Origin of the sequence: Neptunitalea chrysea, from assembly GCF_027924145.1 — a bacterium.
Classification (GTDB): domain Bacteria; phylum Bacteroidota; class Bacteroidia; order Flavobacteriales; family Flavobacteriaceae; genus Neptunitalea; species Neptunitalea chrysea.
In genome coordinates this window covers 145150-162145 of sequence record NZ_BRVP01000009.1, presented here as the reverse complement: position 1 = coordinate 162145, position 16996 = coordinate 145150, and the positions used below count along the sequence as shown (strand labels likewise).

At 34.9% G+C, this 16996-nt stretch carries 24 protein-coding genes; 21 read left to right on the top strand and 3 right to left on the bottom strand.

Translation table 11 applies throughout. The features are described from left to right. Nucleotides 1-45: 45 nt before the first annotated feature. The 3 genes from NBRC110019_RS08380 to NBRC110019_RS08370 form a co-directional block, all read right to left on the bottom strand. Complete coding sequence (locus NBRC110019_RS08380) at nucleotides 46-309, bottom strand: MBL fold metallo-hydrolase (protein ID WP_281753984.1); 264 nt, start codon at nucleotides 307-309, stop codon at nucleotides 46-48. A 58-nt stretch (nucleotides 310-367) separates the two neighbouring features. Continuing rightward, the gene (locus NBRC110019_RS08375) at nucleotides 368-904 is read right to left on the bottom strand and encodes a YcxB family protein (protein ID WP_281753983.1); all 537 of its coding nucleotides are present in this window, start codon (nucleotides 902-904) and stop codon (nucleotides 368-370) included. Nucleotides 905-1407: 503 nt separating this feature from the next. Beyond that, entirely contained in the window at nucleotides 1408-1551 is a 144-nt protein-coding gene (locus NBRC110019_RS08370; RefSeq protein WP_281753982.1) for a hypothetical protein, read from the bottom strand. A 97-nt stretch (nucleotides 1552-1648) separates the two neighbouring features. Between NBRC110019_RS08370 and NBRC110019_RS08365 the strand changes: the two genes are divergently transcribed. From NBRC110019_RS08365 to NBRC110019_RS08265, 21 genes are all read left to right on the top strand, one after another. Continuing rightward, nucleotides 1649-2191, top strand: a complete 543-nt coding sequence (locus tag NBRC110019_RS08365; RefSeq protein ID WP_281753980.1) for a hypothetical protein — start codon at nucleotides 1649-1651, stop codon at nucleotides 2189-2191. Nucleotides 2192-2396: 205 nt separating this feature from the next. Then, nucleotides 2397-3119: a hypothetical protein gene (locus NBRC110019_RS08360; RefSeq protein ID WP_281753979.1), complete on the top strand. Its 723-nt coding sequence runs from the start codon at nucleotides 2397-2399 to the stop codon at nucleotides 3117-3119. Between the two features lie 217 nt (nucleotides 3120-3336). Continuing rightward, nucleotides 3337-3633, top strand: coding sequence for a peptidase associated/transthyretin-like domain-containing protein (locus NBRC110019_RS08355; RefSeq protein ID WP_281753978.1), 297 nt, complete (start codon nucleotides 3337-3339; stop codon nucleotides 3631-3633). A 190-nt stretch (nucleotides 3634-3823) separates the two neighbouring features. Next, nucleotides 3824-4255 carry a peptidase associated/transthyretin-like domain-containing protein gene (locus NBRC110019_RS08350; protein ID WP_281753976.1) on the top strand — a complete coding sequence of 144 codons (432 nt, stop codon included), beginning with the start codon at nucleotides 3824-3826 and terminating at the stop codon, nucleotides 4253-4255. 322 nt (nucleotides 4256-4577) lie between these two features. Beyond that, on the top strand, nucleotides 4578-5441 hold the full coding sequence (locus NBRC110019_RS08345) for a T9SS type A sorting domain-containing protein (protein ID WP_281753975.1): 864 nt from the start codon (nucleotides 4578-4580) through the stop codon (nucleotides 5439-5441). A gap of 141 nt (nucleotides 5442-5582) precedes the next feature. Next, nucleotides 5583-6266, top strand: coding sequence for a hypothetical protein (locus NBRC110019_RS08340; RefSeq protein ID WP_281753973.1), 684 nt, complete (start codon nucleotides 5583-5585; stop codon nucleotides 6264-6266). A gap of 167 nt (nucleotides 6267-6433) precedes the next feature. Next, nucleotides 6434-6880, top strand: coding sequence for a hypothetical protein (locus tag NBRC110019_RS08335; RefSeq protein WP_281753971.1), 447 nt, complete (start codon nucleotides 6434-6436; stop codon nucleotides 6878-6880). A gap of 5 nt (nucleotides 6881-6885) precedes the next feature. Beyond that, the gene (locus tag NBRC110019_RS08330; protein ID WP_281753969.1) at nucleotides 6886-7509 is read left to right on the top strand and encodes an HD domain-containing protein; all 624 of its coding nucleotides are present in this window, start codon (nucleotides 6886-6888) and stop codon (nucleotides 7507-7509) included. A gap of 138 nt (nucleotides 7510-7647) precedes the next feature. Next, the gene (locus NBRC110019_RS08325; protein WP_281753968.1) at nucleotides 7648-8217 is read left to right on the top strand and encodes a DUF7738 domain-containing protein; all 570 of its coding nucleotides are present in this window, start codon (nucleotides 7648-7650) and stop codon (nucleotides 8215-8217) included. 203 nt (nucleotides 8218-8420) lie between these two features. After that, on the top strand, nucleotides 8421-9176 hold the full coding sequence (locus tag NBRC110019_RS08320; RefSeq protein ID WP_281753966.1) for an NYN domain-containing protein: 756 nt from the start codon (nucleotides 8421-8423) through the stop codon (nucleotides 9174-9176). A gap of 191 nt (nucleotides 9177-9367) precedes the next feature. Next, a complete protein-coding gene (locus NBRC110019_RS08315; RefSeq protein WP_281753965.1) occupies nucleotides 9368-9793 on the top strand; it encodes a hypothetical protein in 426 nt (141 codons plus the stop codon). Between the two features lie 107 nt (nucleotides 9794-9900). Then, the gene (locus NBRC110019_RS08310) at nucleotides 9901-10836 is read left to right on the top strand and encodes a helix-turn-helix domain-containing protein (RefSeq protein ID WP_373876995.1); all 936 of its coding nucleotides are present in this window, start codon (nucleotides 9901-9903) and stop codon (nucleotides 10834-10836) included. Nucleotides 10837-11091: 255 nt separating this feature from the next. Further along, nucleotides 11092-11850, top strand: coding sequence for an SDR family NAD(P)-dependent oxidoreductase (locus tag NBRC110019_RS08305; RefSeq protein WP_281753963.1), 759 nt, complete (start codon nucleotides 11092-11094; stop codon nucleotides 11848-11850). 210 nt (nucleotides 11851-12060) lie between these two features. After that, a complete protein-coding gene (locus NBRC110019_RS08300; RefSeq protein WP_281753961.1) occupies nucleotides 12061-12687 on the top strand; it encodes a GNAT family N-acetyltransferase in 627 nt (208 codons plus the stop codon). A gap of 95 nt (nucleotides 12688-12782) precedes the next feature. Next, entirely contained in the window at nucleotides 12783-13511 is a 729-nt protein-coding gene (locus NBRC110019_RS08295) for a carbon-nitrogen hydrolase family protein (protein ID WP_281753959.1), read from the top strand. Next, nucleotides 13505-13636, top strand: coding sequence for a hypothetical protein (locus tag NBRC110019_RS08290; protein WP_281753957.1), 132 nt, complete (start codon nucleotides 13505-13507; stop codon nucleotides 13634-13636). The genes NBRC110019_RS08295 and NBRC110019_RS08290 overlap by 7 nt, the downstream gene beginning before the upstream one ends. Before the next feature lie 40 nt (nucleotides 13637-13676). Then, complete coding sequence (locus NBRC110019_RS08285) at nucleotides 13677-14009, top strand: TfoX/Sxy family protein (RefSeq protein WP_281753955.1); 333 nt, start codon at nucleotides 13677-13679, stop codon at nucleotides 14007-14009. Between the two features lie 48 nt (nucleotides 14010-14057). Further along, nucleotides 14058-14582, top strand: coding sequence for a hypothetical protein (locus NBRC110019_RS08280; RefSeq protein ID WP_281753953.1), 525 nt, complete (start codon nucleotides 14058-14060; stop codon nucleotides 14580-14582). 74 nt (nucleotides 14583-14656) lie between these two features. Continuing rightward, nucleotides 14657-15265, top strand: coding sequence for a YdcF family protein (locus NBRC110019_RS08275; RefSeq protein ID WP_281753951.1), 609 nt, complete (start codon nucleotides 14657-14659; stop codon nucleotides 15263-15265). Between the two features lie 74 nt (nucleotides 15266-15339). Further along, the gene (locus NBRC110019_RS08270) at nucleotides 15340-16044 is read left to right on the top strand and encodes a DUF4328 domain-containing protein (protein WP_281753949.1); all 705 of its coding nucleotides are present in this window, start codon (nucleotides 15340-15342) and stop codon (nucleotides 16042-16044) included. Nucleotides 16045-16047: 3 nt separating this feature from the next. Then, entirely contained in the window at nucleotides 16048-16992 is a 945-nt protein-coding gene (locus tag NBRC110019_RS08265) for a hypothetical protein (RefSeq protein ID WP_281753947.1), read from the top strand. Nucleotides 16993-16996 lie beyond the last annotated feature (4 nt).

The window sequence follows — 16996 nt, the reverse complement described above, 5'->3', positions numbered from 1 at the left end:
ACTGAATCATCTTTCTCTTGTAAGCTATAGTAAAATACACTTTTACTAAGCAACAATAGTTGTTTTTTTCTCATTCTTAATCCAGTCGATTAAGCATTGGGTTTGTTCTTCAGATTCAGGTGTAGATACTACCACCGCTTCGTAGTTGTAAATGTATATTAATCCGTTATTGCCTTTACAGGTATGCACATAGGTATTGGGTGTTAATTGGGTAATGCGTAAACCGTTGTTGTCTAAACTAGTGGTTTGCCCATTTAACAGCATTGCAAATACAAGAAAAAATAGTAGTAAGTACTGTTGCTTTCTCATCGTATTTAAGTACTTAAAATTCGCTAGTCAATCATATAAAAATAAACTAATCAATAGTTTACCCCCACTTATATTGTTTTTCATCAATATAAGTTAAACCATAACTTGTCAATTCGGCAATAAATACCTCCGGATTTTCTACCGCTTCTTTAGGTATCATTACTGCGTTATTATTATCCATTTGTAAAAAGAAATGCGTAGGTACTTCAATTAAATTTTTAAATTTTTTAATCTTCATACTAGTTTGCCCGCCTTCTTCTATCACATTTACAAACTTCTTAGAAATTTCTAAGGTTGTCTTTTGTCCTAGTGCATCTTCAAACTTCTTTTTTATGTTTCGCAAATACATACGTCTGTAACTATATGCATTATAAATTGGTTGCAGCCACCACCAAGCAATAGCAAACACCATAAACACCAAGCCATACAACCATTTAGATGTGGCAATTACCACAAAAACCCCCAGGCCTATGTATAAAATAGGTACTAACCAACGAGAGCGTAAACGTCTTTTTCTGTGGGTATCAGACTTAGAGGTAATGTATAAACGGTACTCGAGTAAATCTTCTGCCGATACGGTATATGATAGGGTCATAACTTACAATTTAATAGGGCTGCTAAGGTAAAAAAACCAATGCAAACTAAAATACACAAACAAGCTAAAGTAAGCACACTTTTGCTAGGGTACTTGCCGTATAAGTTAAAACAACCCAAAACACTATGAAATCAGGTATCATTAATCATAAAAAACTCCAAAAAAAGTACCTGCAAGACGGTGGTATTTACCAACAGGCATGGAAAACTTATTCGAACGAGTGGATTGACTCATATTGAATTAAAAAGAAATTGGTGGAAACTTCACAACTACTACTACCGTTGCTACCAGAAATGCAAACTACACTTAATAATGGTTGGCGTTAGAGTAGTCAAATTTTTAAGTATCGTACCTAATATCTAAATAGTCATTTTACGGTATACCGTAATACGGGAATCCGTTTGTATAGTATTTTCGCCCTGTATGAAATAAATATATCAATAACACAAAAAACTTGTTAAAAATTGATAGAAAATAACTGTTTTATACTCTGAAAATTTTGATTAATTAGAAGTTACCTTTACATTTAAGGTTAATAAATCTGCTAATAAATACTTGAAGTCTATTTCAACACACAACCTACATCTACTGCCCTCTCCGGCTAAACTAAAGAGCATATGCACATCGTTAGCCGTTTTAGATGCCATAGTTTGCCCAGAGAAACAGTCGAGGTGTTTTAGGTACAGAACCAACAAGAACTCTTACAGTTCTCTATTCCATTATTGTAATGGTATAGAAGACCATATGCATATATATTTCTCAGATTTTGGCACTTTTATAAATGGTTTTGCCTCAGAAAGTGTAATGAATTGCCAAAAGAAAATTAACCACCCTACTAAACTTAATAGCTTGTGCAGACTATTTACATTTGGTAGCAACGAAACACAAACTCATTTACCCTTATGGGATGGGTTAACCACCAATTTACCGGTATACTTTCATGAGTTTTTGTTGAACGATCCGTTACACTCTATAGGATCTACCTTTTGTATATGGAACATTAACCATAAAGATACCTGGAGAATTGGTGATATCGCCTTCCCTGAAGATGGCTATTCAGACGGATCTGAAGAACTTATGGTGTTGTTAGACGGCTCTCCGAAAACGTATCTTACTTGGGCATCTGAGTATTATGATCTACATGAATTTGATTTATATTACCTAGAATATATCTATGACCATAGAATAATAGATTATGCTATTGTAAGAGCCATAAATCCTGAATTTACTCATTGGTATCAACTGAAAAAAGAGCTGGATTGGATAGGCTACCCTAACGAGCTTTAAATGGCATTAAACAATAAACTACTTTGGGGCAAGCATGTATTAAGAAGTACATTTCTATTATGAGACCAGTTTCGGAGTATCTAATCTCGATTATCGATTAACATCATAAAACTAACATACCTCTTATACTTTTTCACTATTTTTGCCGTTTTAAAAAACTCAGAAGATTTCCTGAGTATTGAATTTAGATTAGCGAACAAAACATATGAAACGCACTATAGTATTTTACATTTTAACCCTATTTACAGCCACCTTTTCTTTTGCACAAAGCTTTGAAGGTATCTTAAGTTACTCGGTAGACATTGAGCTTTCGGCAAAAATGAAAGAAAAAGGAATGACCAAAGAAACCGTTATGGTCATTATGGATGAAGATGGTGGTTTTCCTGAAACTATTAACTATAAATACAAAGGTGGTAACTATGTATTAGAAGTACCAAAATCGGGGAGTAAAAGTATATATATTGGTGCTAAAAACACCCTTTATTCGTTTAGTAAAGATAAGCCTCAACTTATTACTGCTACAGATACTAGTGTAAATCTAGAACATCTTATGTACGGAATAAATCCGTCTGTGACAACCGAAGAAACCGATGTTATTATTAACGGTAAAACTTGCAAAAAAATAGTGATTAGCTGGAGCAATGGTACTTATGAATATTATTATAGCGACAACTATCTTTCTATGGATCCTGCATTGTATAAAGACTTTAATTATAATATGTGGAATGCCTACCTTAAAATAAGCAAAGCGCTCCCCTTACGTATTGTAAAAAAAGGCGGAGACGAGTCTATTACGTTAATTATGAACCTTGAAACAGCATCGTATGCCAAACTTGACGATGCTATTTTCAACTTGCCTGCAATGCGTATTGATGAAGAGTTATCTGCCATTATGCCTTCTAACCAAAAAACGTATAGAAAGCTATAAACCATTTATAAACTACTTAGTGCTACATTTTATATCATTCCAATACTACTTTTTGGAATAGCACCACTTTTGTGACTGATTTCCATAAAACAAACTTTTCTATAGAATTTGGATATAAAATCATCTAAACTATTCTACATATCGCTCATAATCATAGACGTACTATCTATGTAACTTACATAATATGTGTCTTTTATAAAACCAAAACTTAATTCTTATGAAGCGAAAAGATTTTTTAAAAGGACTTGGGGCATTGGGTGCTACCATTCCTGTTTTGAGTTTTACAAAAACACCTGTTGCTAATATAATGGATGAACCCTCTAATAACGATTTGTTATTTGACTGTACCGAAACTCCTTCTGAAACCTCAGGTCCTTACCCAACACCAAACACGGTGACAACCTCTACCTTAGTAAGAACTGACATCACAGAAAGTACCGAAACGGGAATTCCGCTTACGTTAACTATTACTATATCGGGTATCTCGGGAAGTTGTGGTGTAGTAGGCTCATAGAGTAGACATTTGGCATTGTAACAAAAGAGGGTGTTATTCTGCTTACTCGGGGCAACCTGATATAGATGGCACTCAGGACACCACCGGAGAAACCTGGCTACGCGGTATACAATATACAGATAGTAACGGGCAAGTAAATTTTACTACTATCTACCCAGGATGGTATACCCCACGTGCTACACATATACATGTGCAGGTATACGACACCGCTAACAGCTTATTGTTAACCACACAGTTAGCATTTCCAGATGCTACCAATACTACCGTAAACAACTATTACAATACCAGTGGCACCAATAATTTCACCAATACGAACGATATGGTTTTTAGCGACTCCTATACCGATGAGTTAATGACGGTTACTGGAGATACAACCAACGGTTATACAGCTACAGCTAATATATTTGTAAGTGCCACTTTAGGCTTAGATGAGTTTACTTCGGAAACAGGAGGACAATTTTCTATGCTTATTGCTCCCAATCCTGTAGAGAGTAGCGCTCAAATTGTATTCAATCTAATTCAGCCTTCAGAGGTTTCATTTGAAATTATAGACATTACCGGAAAAGTTCTTATAAGCATTCCTAAAGAAGCCTATACCAAGGACAAAACAAAGCAAATGTAAATATTACTGGTTTAAGTACCGGAGCCTATTTCTATAAAATAAAAGTACATAATGTAAGTGGTGAGTTTACGCAAACCAAAGAGTTTATAAAAAAATAACCTGCTCTGAGCAATCCCTCAAAGCAGCACAGCTCAATATTTGAGCAACCCATTTTTTCCTGTTTTTCATAAAACCTATACCCTCCTGTACTAACAGTAGTATCGGTTTTTTTATTCAATGGACACATATAACTATATAACTTTCAATCTGTAAGCGTTTTTGGGCATTATACGTTTTTTCATAAAAAAAGCGTACGTTTGTGTAAAACTCAAAAAGCGTACGAATGAAAAAACTTTTACTTTCATGGTGCATGGGGATGTGCGCCATAGTATCTTTTTCTCAGGTACAAAATCTCGACTTTGAAAACTGGGAAACCGACTTTAATCGTCCATCCGGATGGGAATGTGCCTACTATTACAATCCTAGTCCGGTAACTAACTTTTATTTTCCACCGGAAACCAATGCACAAAGCAACAACTTTGCGTTAAAAATATGCTTGTGGTACATGTACGTAGAAGATATGGCTATACAAAAAGCCTCTATAGATTATCGCCCTTCCTCATTACAAGGCCATTATAAGTATGAACAAAACCTAATTTACGATGCCAATTATAATGAGGTTATAGATACGGCTGCGGTAAGCGTTTACCTTACCAAATGGAATACCACAACGGTACAAAGAGACACCATTGGCACCGGTATCTTAGAGTTTGGAGAAGAAAAAACGGCGTATACCGCCTTTACCAACCCAATTACCTATATAAATCAACAGGTACCCGACTCTATCATTATGATTTTTGAACCCTCTAAGTTTCCTGTGTATACCTTACCAGGCACCAACGGGGTTACCAGCACCAGCTTTTTTACCATAGATAACCTATCCTTAACTCAGGGGCCGTTAACCAATGCAGAGGTATTAGCGCAACAAGTTGCTCTATACCCTAACCCTACCAATGCCAATATACGTATTACCAATTTTACAGGAACGGTATCTGTCTATACCACTGCAGGAAAAAAGGTTCTTAACGAAAAAGAAATTACTTTAGGCACTAATGAGCTAGGATTAAAACAACTACCACCCGGCGTATACCTTTTAAAACTACAACAACAAGATCAGGTATTTTATAAAAAGGTTGTTAGGGAGTAAACTACGTTATAACAGATCTAGGAACGTTTAATATTGATTATTAAATAAAATAAACAAACATAAAGTTTGGTTAAAAAGCAGGAAGGTATGATTTCCTGCTTTTGTTTTTTGTGTACCTTCCGCCACAAAAGTTTAGAATACATGCAAAAATTAATGACATTTCTGGTATTTATAAGTCTTTCTATGAGTGCTTTGGCACAAACTACCTTTGTGTTAGATACCGCCTCTATAGAAAACCCTAAGTTTAAAAAACCAGTAGAACGAAACAATGCCGACATCACCTATTACAGTACCTATACGGCAGATACCTTACAGTTGCAAATACGTATACCAGATAGCTTAGTGGTGTTTGAAACTACTCACGACCATACGCCAATTATAAACATAGGAATATCTCCTAAATACTACGATCCAAAAAGGGCTACTAACCTTGTGATTGTAAAAACCCTTTCTACCTTAAATCCGGAGGAATTAGTAGTAAAAGATATCTTGAATATCTACGAGAATTTCACCGATCATCTGGAAGATTTGATGGTACTGAAAAACGGTAAAGACCGTATTGACGGGCAAGATGCGTATTGGTACATGGCCACGTACCGTAATACAGAAACCGACGAAATTAACACTACCTTGTCTTTTTACGTGGTACACCCTGTTACCAAAAAAGCGTATAATATATTTATCTTCTCTTTTGAGCCATTAAATTATACAAAACAACTAAGCATTTATTATAACTACTTACAAACCATCAAATTTGATACTAGACTGCCAATTAAAGACGATAAAAATATTAAGAACGGCATGCTCTATTTAGGAGATGAATAGGTAAAATGTATCGCAGCTATTTTTTTGATGGAGTTTTTGTTTGGTAAGTATTTTCAAAATTAAATAATACCTGATATCTCCCAAAATTCCGTATCTTTAAGTAAACTACTTCGAGGCAAGCCCACGAAGCATTTAATCTCAATTATTGAGTAAAGATTTCACATACCATGAATGCGGACGATTTTAAACCGGTTACGATAGATATTACGCCCAGAGAAAAAGTATTTTGTACCTGTGCAGCGCATAAGGAAGAAAACATTTTACTCATTACGCTTTCGGGAGTTTGTGAGTATGGTTCTCGTGGTGAAAACTATGGTAGGTTCTTTTACGAAAAAATAGGACTCGCTATTCTTAAACACCAACCGAATGCTATACTGGTAGATATGCGTAACCTTAGCTATGAATACGGCGATCGTATTGTAGGTGTGTTTCAAATATTTAACGAGGTTCGTATTTTTGGAGACGATACCGTACTGGCTGCTTTTGTGCTTTCCGACAAAAATATAAAGGGCATTGCCTCTTTGCTAGGGTTTCATCTTAACCACCCTGAACCTCCAATATTTTTAGATATACACGAAGCTTACACTTACCTATATGAGTATGATAAAATATGATGTCTATGAAAAATGCACTAAAAGCACAATTCTTCCATATCACTAATACCTATACTGCTTCACATGAAATTGCCTCCGATTTATGGAACGAGATAGAAACTGCTTACACTGGTAAAAAACGATATTACCATAACCTGCAACACATACACTACATGTGGCAATTGGCAAGCAAACATCAACAGTACATACCAGACTATAAGGTGCTCTTATGGGCCATTTTTTATCATGATTTGGTATACAATGTAAGTTATGGTAATAACGAGTTAAAAAGTGCTAACATAGCCGTAGCACGTATGGCGCAACTAGGAATTTCAAAAACTGAACAACAGTTGTGTCATGACCTTATCATGGCTACCAAACACCATAACGCTACTAGTACCACAGCGGCTTATATGGTAGATTTTGACTTGGCTATTTTAGGAACTTCACCAGAAGTATATGCTACATATAACCAGAACATACGTAAAGAGTACGCTATCTATCCTATGTGTATGTACAAAAAAAGAAGAATAAAAGTCTTAGAACATTTTTTGGCAATGGAACGCATTTTTAAGACCGATACGTTCTACACGTTATTAGAAAGCAAAGCACACGAAAACCTTTTTGAAGAACTTAAAGGGTTACGGTAAACATTGTGTTTATATAGCACTTATTTCTATAAACACAATTACCATCTAAAGATTGTATAGGAATTATGCCCCTACATCACTATTAAAAAAACTGTTATATTTGACTATTGTTTTTACAAACCAACAAATAGTTACTACATGAGCCGCTTAAAACACCTATACTCACTACTTATACTTTGCTTTTTTTTAGTTAACGGTACTGCATTTGCACAAAAAAAGGCATACGTAATTACTTATAATGAACAAGGTATTACTATAGATGGGGTACACATTTCTATTAAAAATTCGGTGAAACAATTAGAAGATTTAATTGGTACTACTGCCAGAACACAAAAATTTGCGGGCACTGCATATGCTCATATTTTTGATGAAGCCGGTATGGTAGTTTACTCTAACGATAACCACGTAGAAGGACTTACCCTTAACTTTATGGCTAATTATGAGCAAGGTGGTCCAACCAAAGCTTTTAAAGGTGATTTTAGTATTAACGGGACCAAGGTTTCTAAAAAAACACACCAAAAAACCATTTACAACTTAACCGATGTAGATATGCACTGCCCGGGCAGCACCTATTGCGATTTGCAAATATTGCAAACCCCAGCAAGTTGCATTATCAGTTTTAATAAAAAAGGAAAAGTTGCCGTGGCTAACTTTACATTTGTACACCCGTATATAAAACCCGGGAACTCTAAAAAGCCAGTAAACTAAAGAGTTAAACTTTACACAACTTACAATTTCACTAGTAATTTCCTGTATTTGTTACACAACATACTTCGTGCAATTCTCAGAGCATTTAATCTCAATTATTGAGTGAAATAATGTTGTTAGCAAGTTGCATTACCTAATAATTATTATGTATCTTATCTCAAACTAAAAAAGGAACATTGTAGTGCTAACCTACTAATACCGTTATGGATAACAATAAATTCAATATTGCCGTTTTAATTGATGGCGACAATGCGCAACCTAAACTGATTAAAGAAATTATAGAAGAGGTGTCTAAATATGGGAAAGCTACCATACGCCGTATTTATGGCGACTGGACATCGCACTTAATGAATGGCTGGAAAGATGTCATTAATCAGCATTCATTGAACCCTATTCAGAAATTCTCGTATACTACCGGAAAAAACTCAACAGACGGTTCATTAATTATAGATGCTATGGATATACTGCACAGCCAAAGTTCTAACGGATTTTGCATTGTAAGTAGCGATAGTGATTACACCGGACTTGCCAAACGTATACGTGAGGAAGGTTTGTTTGTAATGGGCATTGGACAAAAACATACACCGGAAGCTTTTGTAAAATCGTGTGAGGTATTCACGTTTACCGAAAACTTACTCCCTGAAGAGCAACTGGAGGAGCAACCTAAACACAAACAGAAACTTACCAAACCTGCGAAAGCTACACCCGAAAAACATAGAATTAAAATTGATAAAAAGGATTTGGCCATTATTGATAAAGCCTTTGAGATTTCGTTAAACGAAGATGATGAAGCCTACATCTCTAAAATTGGGGATAACATTCGTAAAATTGATCCCAGTTTTGACCCCAGATCATACGGAGTGAAAAGTTTAACCAAATTGTTTGAAACTATAGACAAGTACGAGGTGGTTAAAAATATGGTTAACGGTTTGAATCATCCGTTGTTACGATTGAAGTAAACTACTTAGAAGCAACCCTAAAAAGTATTGATGTAAATTACGTTTTTAGTTAGAGGTACACCGTTAAGGATTTAATCTCGATTATAGAGTAAACCTTCTCGATGGATAAGTAAGCTGTAACAAAAACACATAATACCGACTAATTAATTACAACGTTTTACACTAACAATCAGTCATTAACACAAAACATTATGAAAGTAGGATCTACCAAAAACAATTTAGCTACTTTAAAAGCCTTATACATTACATACGCCTTTCTTCTAATATTACGCCTACTTGTAGTTATAGGATTTAGCTTGCTTTTTTGGACATTATTTGATACGCCTGAGTTTCAATCGGAACTGATTGAATCGGGTGATTTTGATTCAGCTATGCTAGATGCCCCTATTAAAATAATAATTGAAGCAATATTTGCCGTTATCTTTGTAGTTGGATTAGTACATTGTATTTTAAATGTTGTAGCAGTTAATTATATTGATAAAAAAAAGGGACAAACCTTTATTTTTATAGTAGGTATTCTTAATCTATTTAGTGGCATTTTAGGTATTGGTTTAGGCGTATTTACCATTATAGAAATTACTAGACCCCATGTAAAAGAAGTATTTGAAAAAGCATAGATTTTATATCATATAATGTTAAAATACAGCTATATGAGTGTATTTTATAAGTACATATAGCCCCAAAATACCGTATATTTGAATTGTAAAAATGTGAGTATCGTAGTATGACAGCAGGCAACAACACCTTAGATGAATTTTACCAGCAGGCAGCCTCCTTTATGGGTAAAGACATTGCTGAGTTGCTGCCGCCAGGAATTCAAAAAGAAGTGGGACATTTTAACGTGTTCGATATCTCGAAAACCATACACGAATACAAGCAGAAACACATAATGCCCTACAACCGTAGAAACTATTATAAAATTAGTTTAATACGTGGTAAAAACAGAGCCGAATATGCCGATAAGGTTATTGAGATTAAAAACAATGCCTTGTTATTTGCTTCTCATAAAATACCCTATCACTACATTCCGTTAGATGAAAACCAACGTGGCTCATTTTGCGTGTTTACCGATGCCTTTATGGTAAAAAACAAAAGCGGTCTTATATTAGATGATCTCCCTATTTTTAAAAGTGGCAGTGTTCCTATTTTTGAAATTACAGACGAACAGGCCAACGAACTGGCACTTGTGTTTAAAAAAATGGAAAACGAAATTACCTCAGACTACGAGTTTAAATACGATTTACTGCGAACTTATGTAACCGAGCTATTGCATTACGGGCAAAAACTTCAGCCGGCTACCACGCTTACCAATACCAAAAATGCAGCCTCACGCATCATATCGCTGTTTATAGAATTGTTAGAGCGTCAATTTCCTATTGAGAGTCCTAACCAACAATTAACCTTACGTTCTGCTAACGAGTATGCCGAGCGTTTGGCCATACATGTAAATCACCTAAACAAGGTACTTAAAGAAAATACAGGAAAAACCACTACCGAAATTATTACCGGACGCATTTTACAAGAAGCGAAAATACTTTTAAAACAAACCAGTTGGTCAATTTCTGAAATTGCTTATAGTCTAGGGTTTGAAGAGGTGGCTCATTTTTCTAACTTCTTTAAAAAACAAACCAGCCTAACACCATTAAAGTTTAGAGCATAAGTTAAAAGCTCAAGGTTAGCCATTATGTAATGCTTACATACAAGTGGTTCATGTGCTGCTTTTCTATTCTAAGTTTTCTAATAATCTTATTATTTACTCAACTGAGACCCTAAACAAATTTCAAGGTGACAAAGACTATCAACTTTTCAACTTCTCATCTTCTATTTGAATTTTGCAAATGATGCTTTGTTACTTGCAAACAGTTAAGGTCATTTACGCCTCATCTTTGCAGTGTACAATTAAAAAAACAGAAGTATGAAAACAAAAATTGCATTAATTACCGGCGGTAGTAGAGGTTTAGGAAGAGAAATGGCACTACAACTTGCCAAACAAGGTACTAATATTCTATTAACATATTTAAGTAATAAAGAAAAAGCAGAAGACGTAGTAAAAGAAATAGAAGTGCTAGGGCAAAAGGCTTGGACATTACCTTTAAATACGGCAAAAACCAGCACATTTGACGCGTTCTTTACAGAAGCCTCTGCACTCATAGAAAACGCTACCGGAACTCCTCATTTTGATTATTTAGTAAATAACGCGGGTACAGCATTGTACAAATCATTTGCAGAAACTACCGAAGCAGAACTAGACAATATGATTAACATTCATTTTAAAGGCGTGTACATGTTTACCCAAAAAGCACTTCCGTTTTTAAATAATGGTGGACGTATTGTAAATATCTCAAGTGGGTTGGCGCGTTTCTCATTCCCTGGGTCATCTGCCTACGGAGCTATGAAAGGGGCAATTGAGGTACTTACCAAATATTTGGCAAAAGAACTAGGTGATAAACGCATTACCGTAAACTCGGTAGCACCAGGTGCTATTGAAACCGATTTTGGCGGTGGTCGTTTAAGAGACAATAAGGAAATAAACGACACCATTTCTGCCCTTACGGCATTAGGTCGTACCGGACTACCGGAAGACATTGGTGGTGTAGTTGCCTTTTTATGTTCAGAACAAGGCCGTTGGATCAACGGACAACGTATTGAAGTAAGCGGCGGTATATTTTTATAAACCGTTTCCACAAACACTTTATATCCTCTATCTGTAAGTATTTGCAAGTAGGGGATTTTTTTTACAATAACTATACTGAAAATTGGTTATATTTGTACTAGTAAACAATTAACTACCTTACTAATTCTCTTAACACCTGTATTTGGTATTTGAATGGTATGTAGATTAAGGGTTCTGTTATTATAAAAAAAATCTGTTATTTTAGTTCATATGAAAAATTGGACAAATCTACCCGTTTTAGAACACACTACCGTACAACTAATTCCGATGGAGTTAGCGCACAAAGAAGCCTTATTACAAGCTGCTTCCGATGGTGAACTTTGGAATCTTTGGTATACCTCTGTACCTTCTGCTGATACTATAGACGCTTATGTAGACACGGCTCTTGCAAACAAAGCTACAGGGTATGAATTTCCCTATGTAGTAATACACAAACCTAGTGGTCGTATAATTGGCACTACTCGTTTTACCCTAATGGATTCCGTAAACCGTCGTTTAGAACTTGGATATACATGGTATGCCGCATCGTACCAACGTACTGCCGTAAACAGTGAGTGTAAATTTTTAATGCTAGGCCATGCCTTTGAAGTATTGAATTGCATAGCTGTACAAATTTCTACCAACTGGCATAATCATAAATCGCGTGCGGCTATTGCCCGCTTGGGAGCACACCAAGATGGTGTTTTACGCAATCACCGTATCAATACCGATGGTAGCTATAGAGACACTGTTATTTTTTCGATTACTGACAGGGAATGGATTAGTGTAAAAAAGAACTTGCTTTTAAACTTTAGAAAATATGATAGCATAACATTATCTCCAAACTCTGTGGTCTAAAATTGTTCAACTACTTTATAAACCTAACATAATTCCTTTCAAAAAATATCATGATTTCTACGTCGTTACATCCTAATTTTTAATATCTTAAGGTTATGAAAATTGCCTTATCTCAAACACAGCCCATAGCAGGAGCTATTGCTTCTAATCTAGGCACTCATTTAGAATATATTAAACAGGCTGTTACCATGAAAGCCGATCTTATTGTTTTTCCGGAACTTTCCTTAACAGGTTATGAACCACGATTAGCGAAAACGCATGCCGTATTGTTAGACGACGCCTACCTACAAATTTTCTCGGAAGTAAGTAGTAAACATAATATCACTATCTGCTTTGGGGTTCCTTTACAAACAGAGGAAGGCATAACTATAAGCATGCTTATTTATCAACCTAAAAGAGCCTTACAGATTTATACTAAGCAACATCTGCACCCAGACGAAGAGCCCTTTTTTATGGAAGGCAACAAACAAATTTGGCTAGAAATAAAAAAAATGAAAGTGGCACCAGCTATTTGTTATGAATCGTATGTAGAAGAGCACAATAAAATTGCTTTAAAAAACACAGACGCCATGTACATGGTATCGGTTGCTAAAACAGAAGATAGCATAAAATCTGCCGGCTTCTATTATGCAGAAATTTCCAAAGCGTATAGCACCACTATATTTGCTGTAAATAGTGTAGGGTTAAGTGATGATATTATTTGTGGTGGGCAATCGGGTGTTTGGGGATCTGATGGAAAAATAAAAGGACAATTAGACGCTTCGCATCCGGGAATATTGGTCTACGATACAGAAACCGAAGAAACTCAAAAACACTATTGGTAGTAAACTACTTCGGGGCAAGACCGCTATTAAAACTTTATGATACCACCTATACTATTGATGCTGAAATCAAAACCTATAAAAACGGAATTGAATATGCCGACCATGAATTTATAAAGAATAATTAGTACATATCTCTTATCTTTATAGGAATAAAAAACCGTAACCATGGCATCTGATCAGACCTTTGTAGACTTTGTTACCGATCAAATACATAATGCAGGTGTTATACACGCTCGCAAAATGTTTGGCGAATATGGCATTTACTCCGATGGTAAAATATTTGGTCTTATCTGCGACAACAAGCTTTTTATAAAACCTACCCAAGCAGGCAGAGATTTTATTGGCACACCAGTAGAAGCACCACCCTATGAGGGAGCTAAGAATAGTTTTCTGATAGAAGATAAACTGGAAGATGTAGACTGGTTAAGCGAATTGATACGTATTACCGTAAAGGAACTACCCGAACCCAAACCCAAAAAAAAGAAAACAAAAAAATAAGCGTTCACAATTAGTTATATATGGGCATCTAAATACCACTAACATCAAATGGATTTAGTACAACACTGCGAGCTTTGTGACCATCAACAAAAAGATTATATAGAAGGTAGTTTCTGTAAGTTTACCAATAAGAAGCCTGAATTTAATACAACCTGTATTAAAATAGGCCTAACCAATAAATGCGAAAAACGAATTAAAGAGGTAAACATAGCCTACCAAAAAGTGATGCAACGCAAAACAATCACCTGGCTCTATTTTTGTATCTTTTTAACCATTGGACTTTCATTTATTATAGGTGGTATTGTATATTTAGTAACCACCGAAACATTCTTTAGAAATGCTTACAAAGTTCCGGGATTCCTTATTATTTTCGGAGTTGGATTTCTGTTTATTTCATTTCCGCCACTTAAAGGCTATTTACGAGATAAGTATCTTACTGAAAAGAAAAAAAATACTCTAGATTCTGTGTTACAACTATATGGTGTTACCTACAATATAGTTGTAAAACTAGGTAAAGAAAAGAACGGAGATCCTAAAATACATACCCAGCTCACTATTAAGAAAAATCGTTAATATTCTGTATTCATGCCCTATAAACGCAACTATTTTATATTTTAGTCGTTAAATTGCTTTGGTTAATAGCATCTATGACGAAAAAGAAAAAAATAAGAAATGTTGTTATTATAGTAGCAATAGCCATTCTTGTTGCATTTATGAGTACAGCTATGGCTATAGAACGGTACGCTAAAGAATACTATGACACACCTTCAGATGTTGCACTCGTATTGGGCGCAGGCACTAGTAAAGGTAAAATCTCATATGTATTTGAACAACGTATTTTACATGCAGTTAAACTCTACAAAAACAACAGTGTAAAATATATTATTTTTACCGGAGGCTATGGAGAAGGACAAACCATCTCTGATAGTAAAGCCGCCAAAAACTTTGTCATTTCTAAGGGAGTACCTGCCAAGAATATTTTGATTGAAGAAAGTTCTACCATTACCTTTAGCAATATTAAAAATGCCCGAAAAGTGATGGATGAAACCGGATTATCATCTGCGCTTTTAGTTTCGGATCCGTACCACATGAAAAGAGCTATGGCTATGTGTAATCAAATGAATATTAAAGCATTGCCTTCTCCTACCCCTACATCTATGTATCGCTCTAGCAGTAAAAAATTTGAGTTTCTTATGAAAGAAACCATTAATTATTGGGGCTATCTAACGCTTGGTCGTTTCCGTTCTACCGAATAAGAATACACTAATTTCTTTTTTATATCACAGGGTTTTTTAATACTTTGTCAGACAACTAACCTTAGGTAAACAAAATGAGACTTTATACTATTAAAGACAATCAGCTACGCAGTAAATTAGTTATGCTGGCTTTTTCCTTAATTATTGCTCTATTTATTATTATCATGACTGGCGAAGGTTTACAATGGCACTACCTAATACTTATTAGAGATGGTGAATTTACCAATTATGCCTCTGGAGAAATGTTAGATTCATTTGTTCAAATTTGTTATATGCTAGCTGCCATACTAATTATAAGTAGTATGATCGTATTTTTACTATGGTTTAGGCGTGCCTATGATAACATACACAAATATGAACTTAAAATGCCTGATAGTGATCCTTCTGCCGCTACATGGTGCTTTTTTGTTCCGTTTTTAAATTTGGTGAAACCAGCCCACATTATGAAAGAGATTGTGGAATTTAACGAAACTATGCTAAAAAAAATAGATGTTACTTATGTACGGCCAAAGGTTACTTTATTGGCATCTGTTTGGTGGTTAGCATACATTTTTGCTGGTATTATAGGTAGAATTGACGGGGTTTTAACTAAAAACGCAGAAGACATTAATGATTATATAATTAATATACAGGTATCACTTGTAGCAGATGTTTTACTTATAATATCGGCAGCAATATCGTTACTAGTGGTTAATTTTATATCGAAAGAAGAAGCTAAAATATTTAAACATATCTCAACCGAAAAAGAGCTAGCTCTTGCACCTCAGGAAACAGCATAAATTATGAAAATTGTAAAACTAATGACCTTGTTAATGGGGATGGTTATGGTAGTAGCGTCATGTGATTTATTTACCATACCCGAACCAAAGGAAACAGAAGCGAAAAAAAACAATAACAACGATATAGTAGCAAATGATGAGAATATAAAGCTCTCATCGTTTTTAAAAAGTAACGGATTAGAGGTTACTGATATAAAAATGCTTATTAACGACACTGAAAATACCAGAACTTCTTTTAAATACGGTGAAAAAGTTGTCTTTAATTTATATGATGTTAAAGGATTTACGGTTGAAGAAGATCAGATTTACCCAACAGCTTCTTTATATATTATTGATAGTGATGGGGATAGCATATACGGGGTGCCTAATTTACTCGAATATGACAGTAACGGGATTTCTAAGGACTCTACAGATTACACATTCTATCTTAGTACTTTTTTTGATTATGGTATTCCAAAAGAATATGATCTAGCACTCCATTTAAACGATTTAAAAGGAACTGCAGAAGCCGATTTTAGGATGCCATTTTCTTTGGTAGATAACAATCTTTTTAACATACATGATTTAACCGGAATCACCGCTAATCAGGTATTTCTTAATAGTACATATAATGGCTATGCTTTAACCTCTCATCAAACCGAATTAAGAGGAGACTTTAATATTATTATTAAAGGTCTTAAAGGTTTTAAAACGGTAGATGGGTTGACACATCCGCAAGTGTATTTAAACTTAAAAGATGCAAACAAGAAAAGTATTATAAAATCAAAAAACATGTTTAAGGATTATACAACAATAGGAGTTGACCCCGAATTACTTGAAGATATAATTACTTTAGACTTTAACCTTAGCGAAGGTTATCTTGACAACCCAGTAAACATTGAAGTAATGGTTAGAGATAGTATTTCTGAAGTTATATTTAGTGCAGATACGAACATCTATTTTAATTAAACTA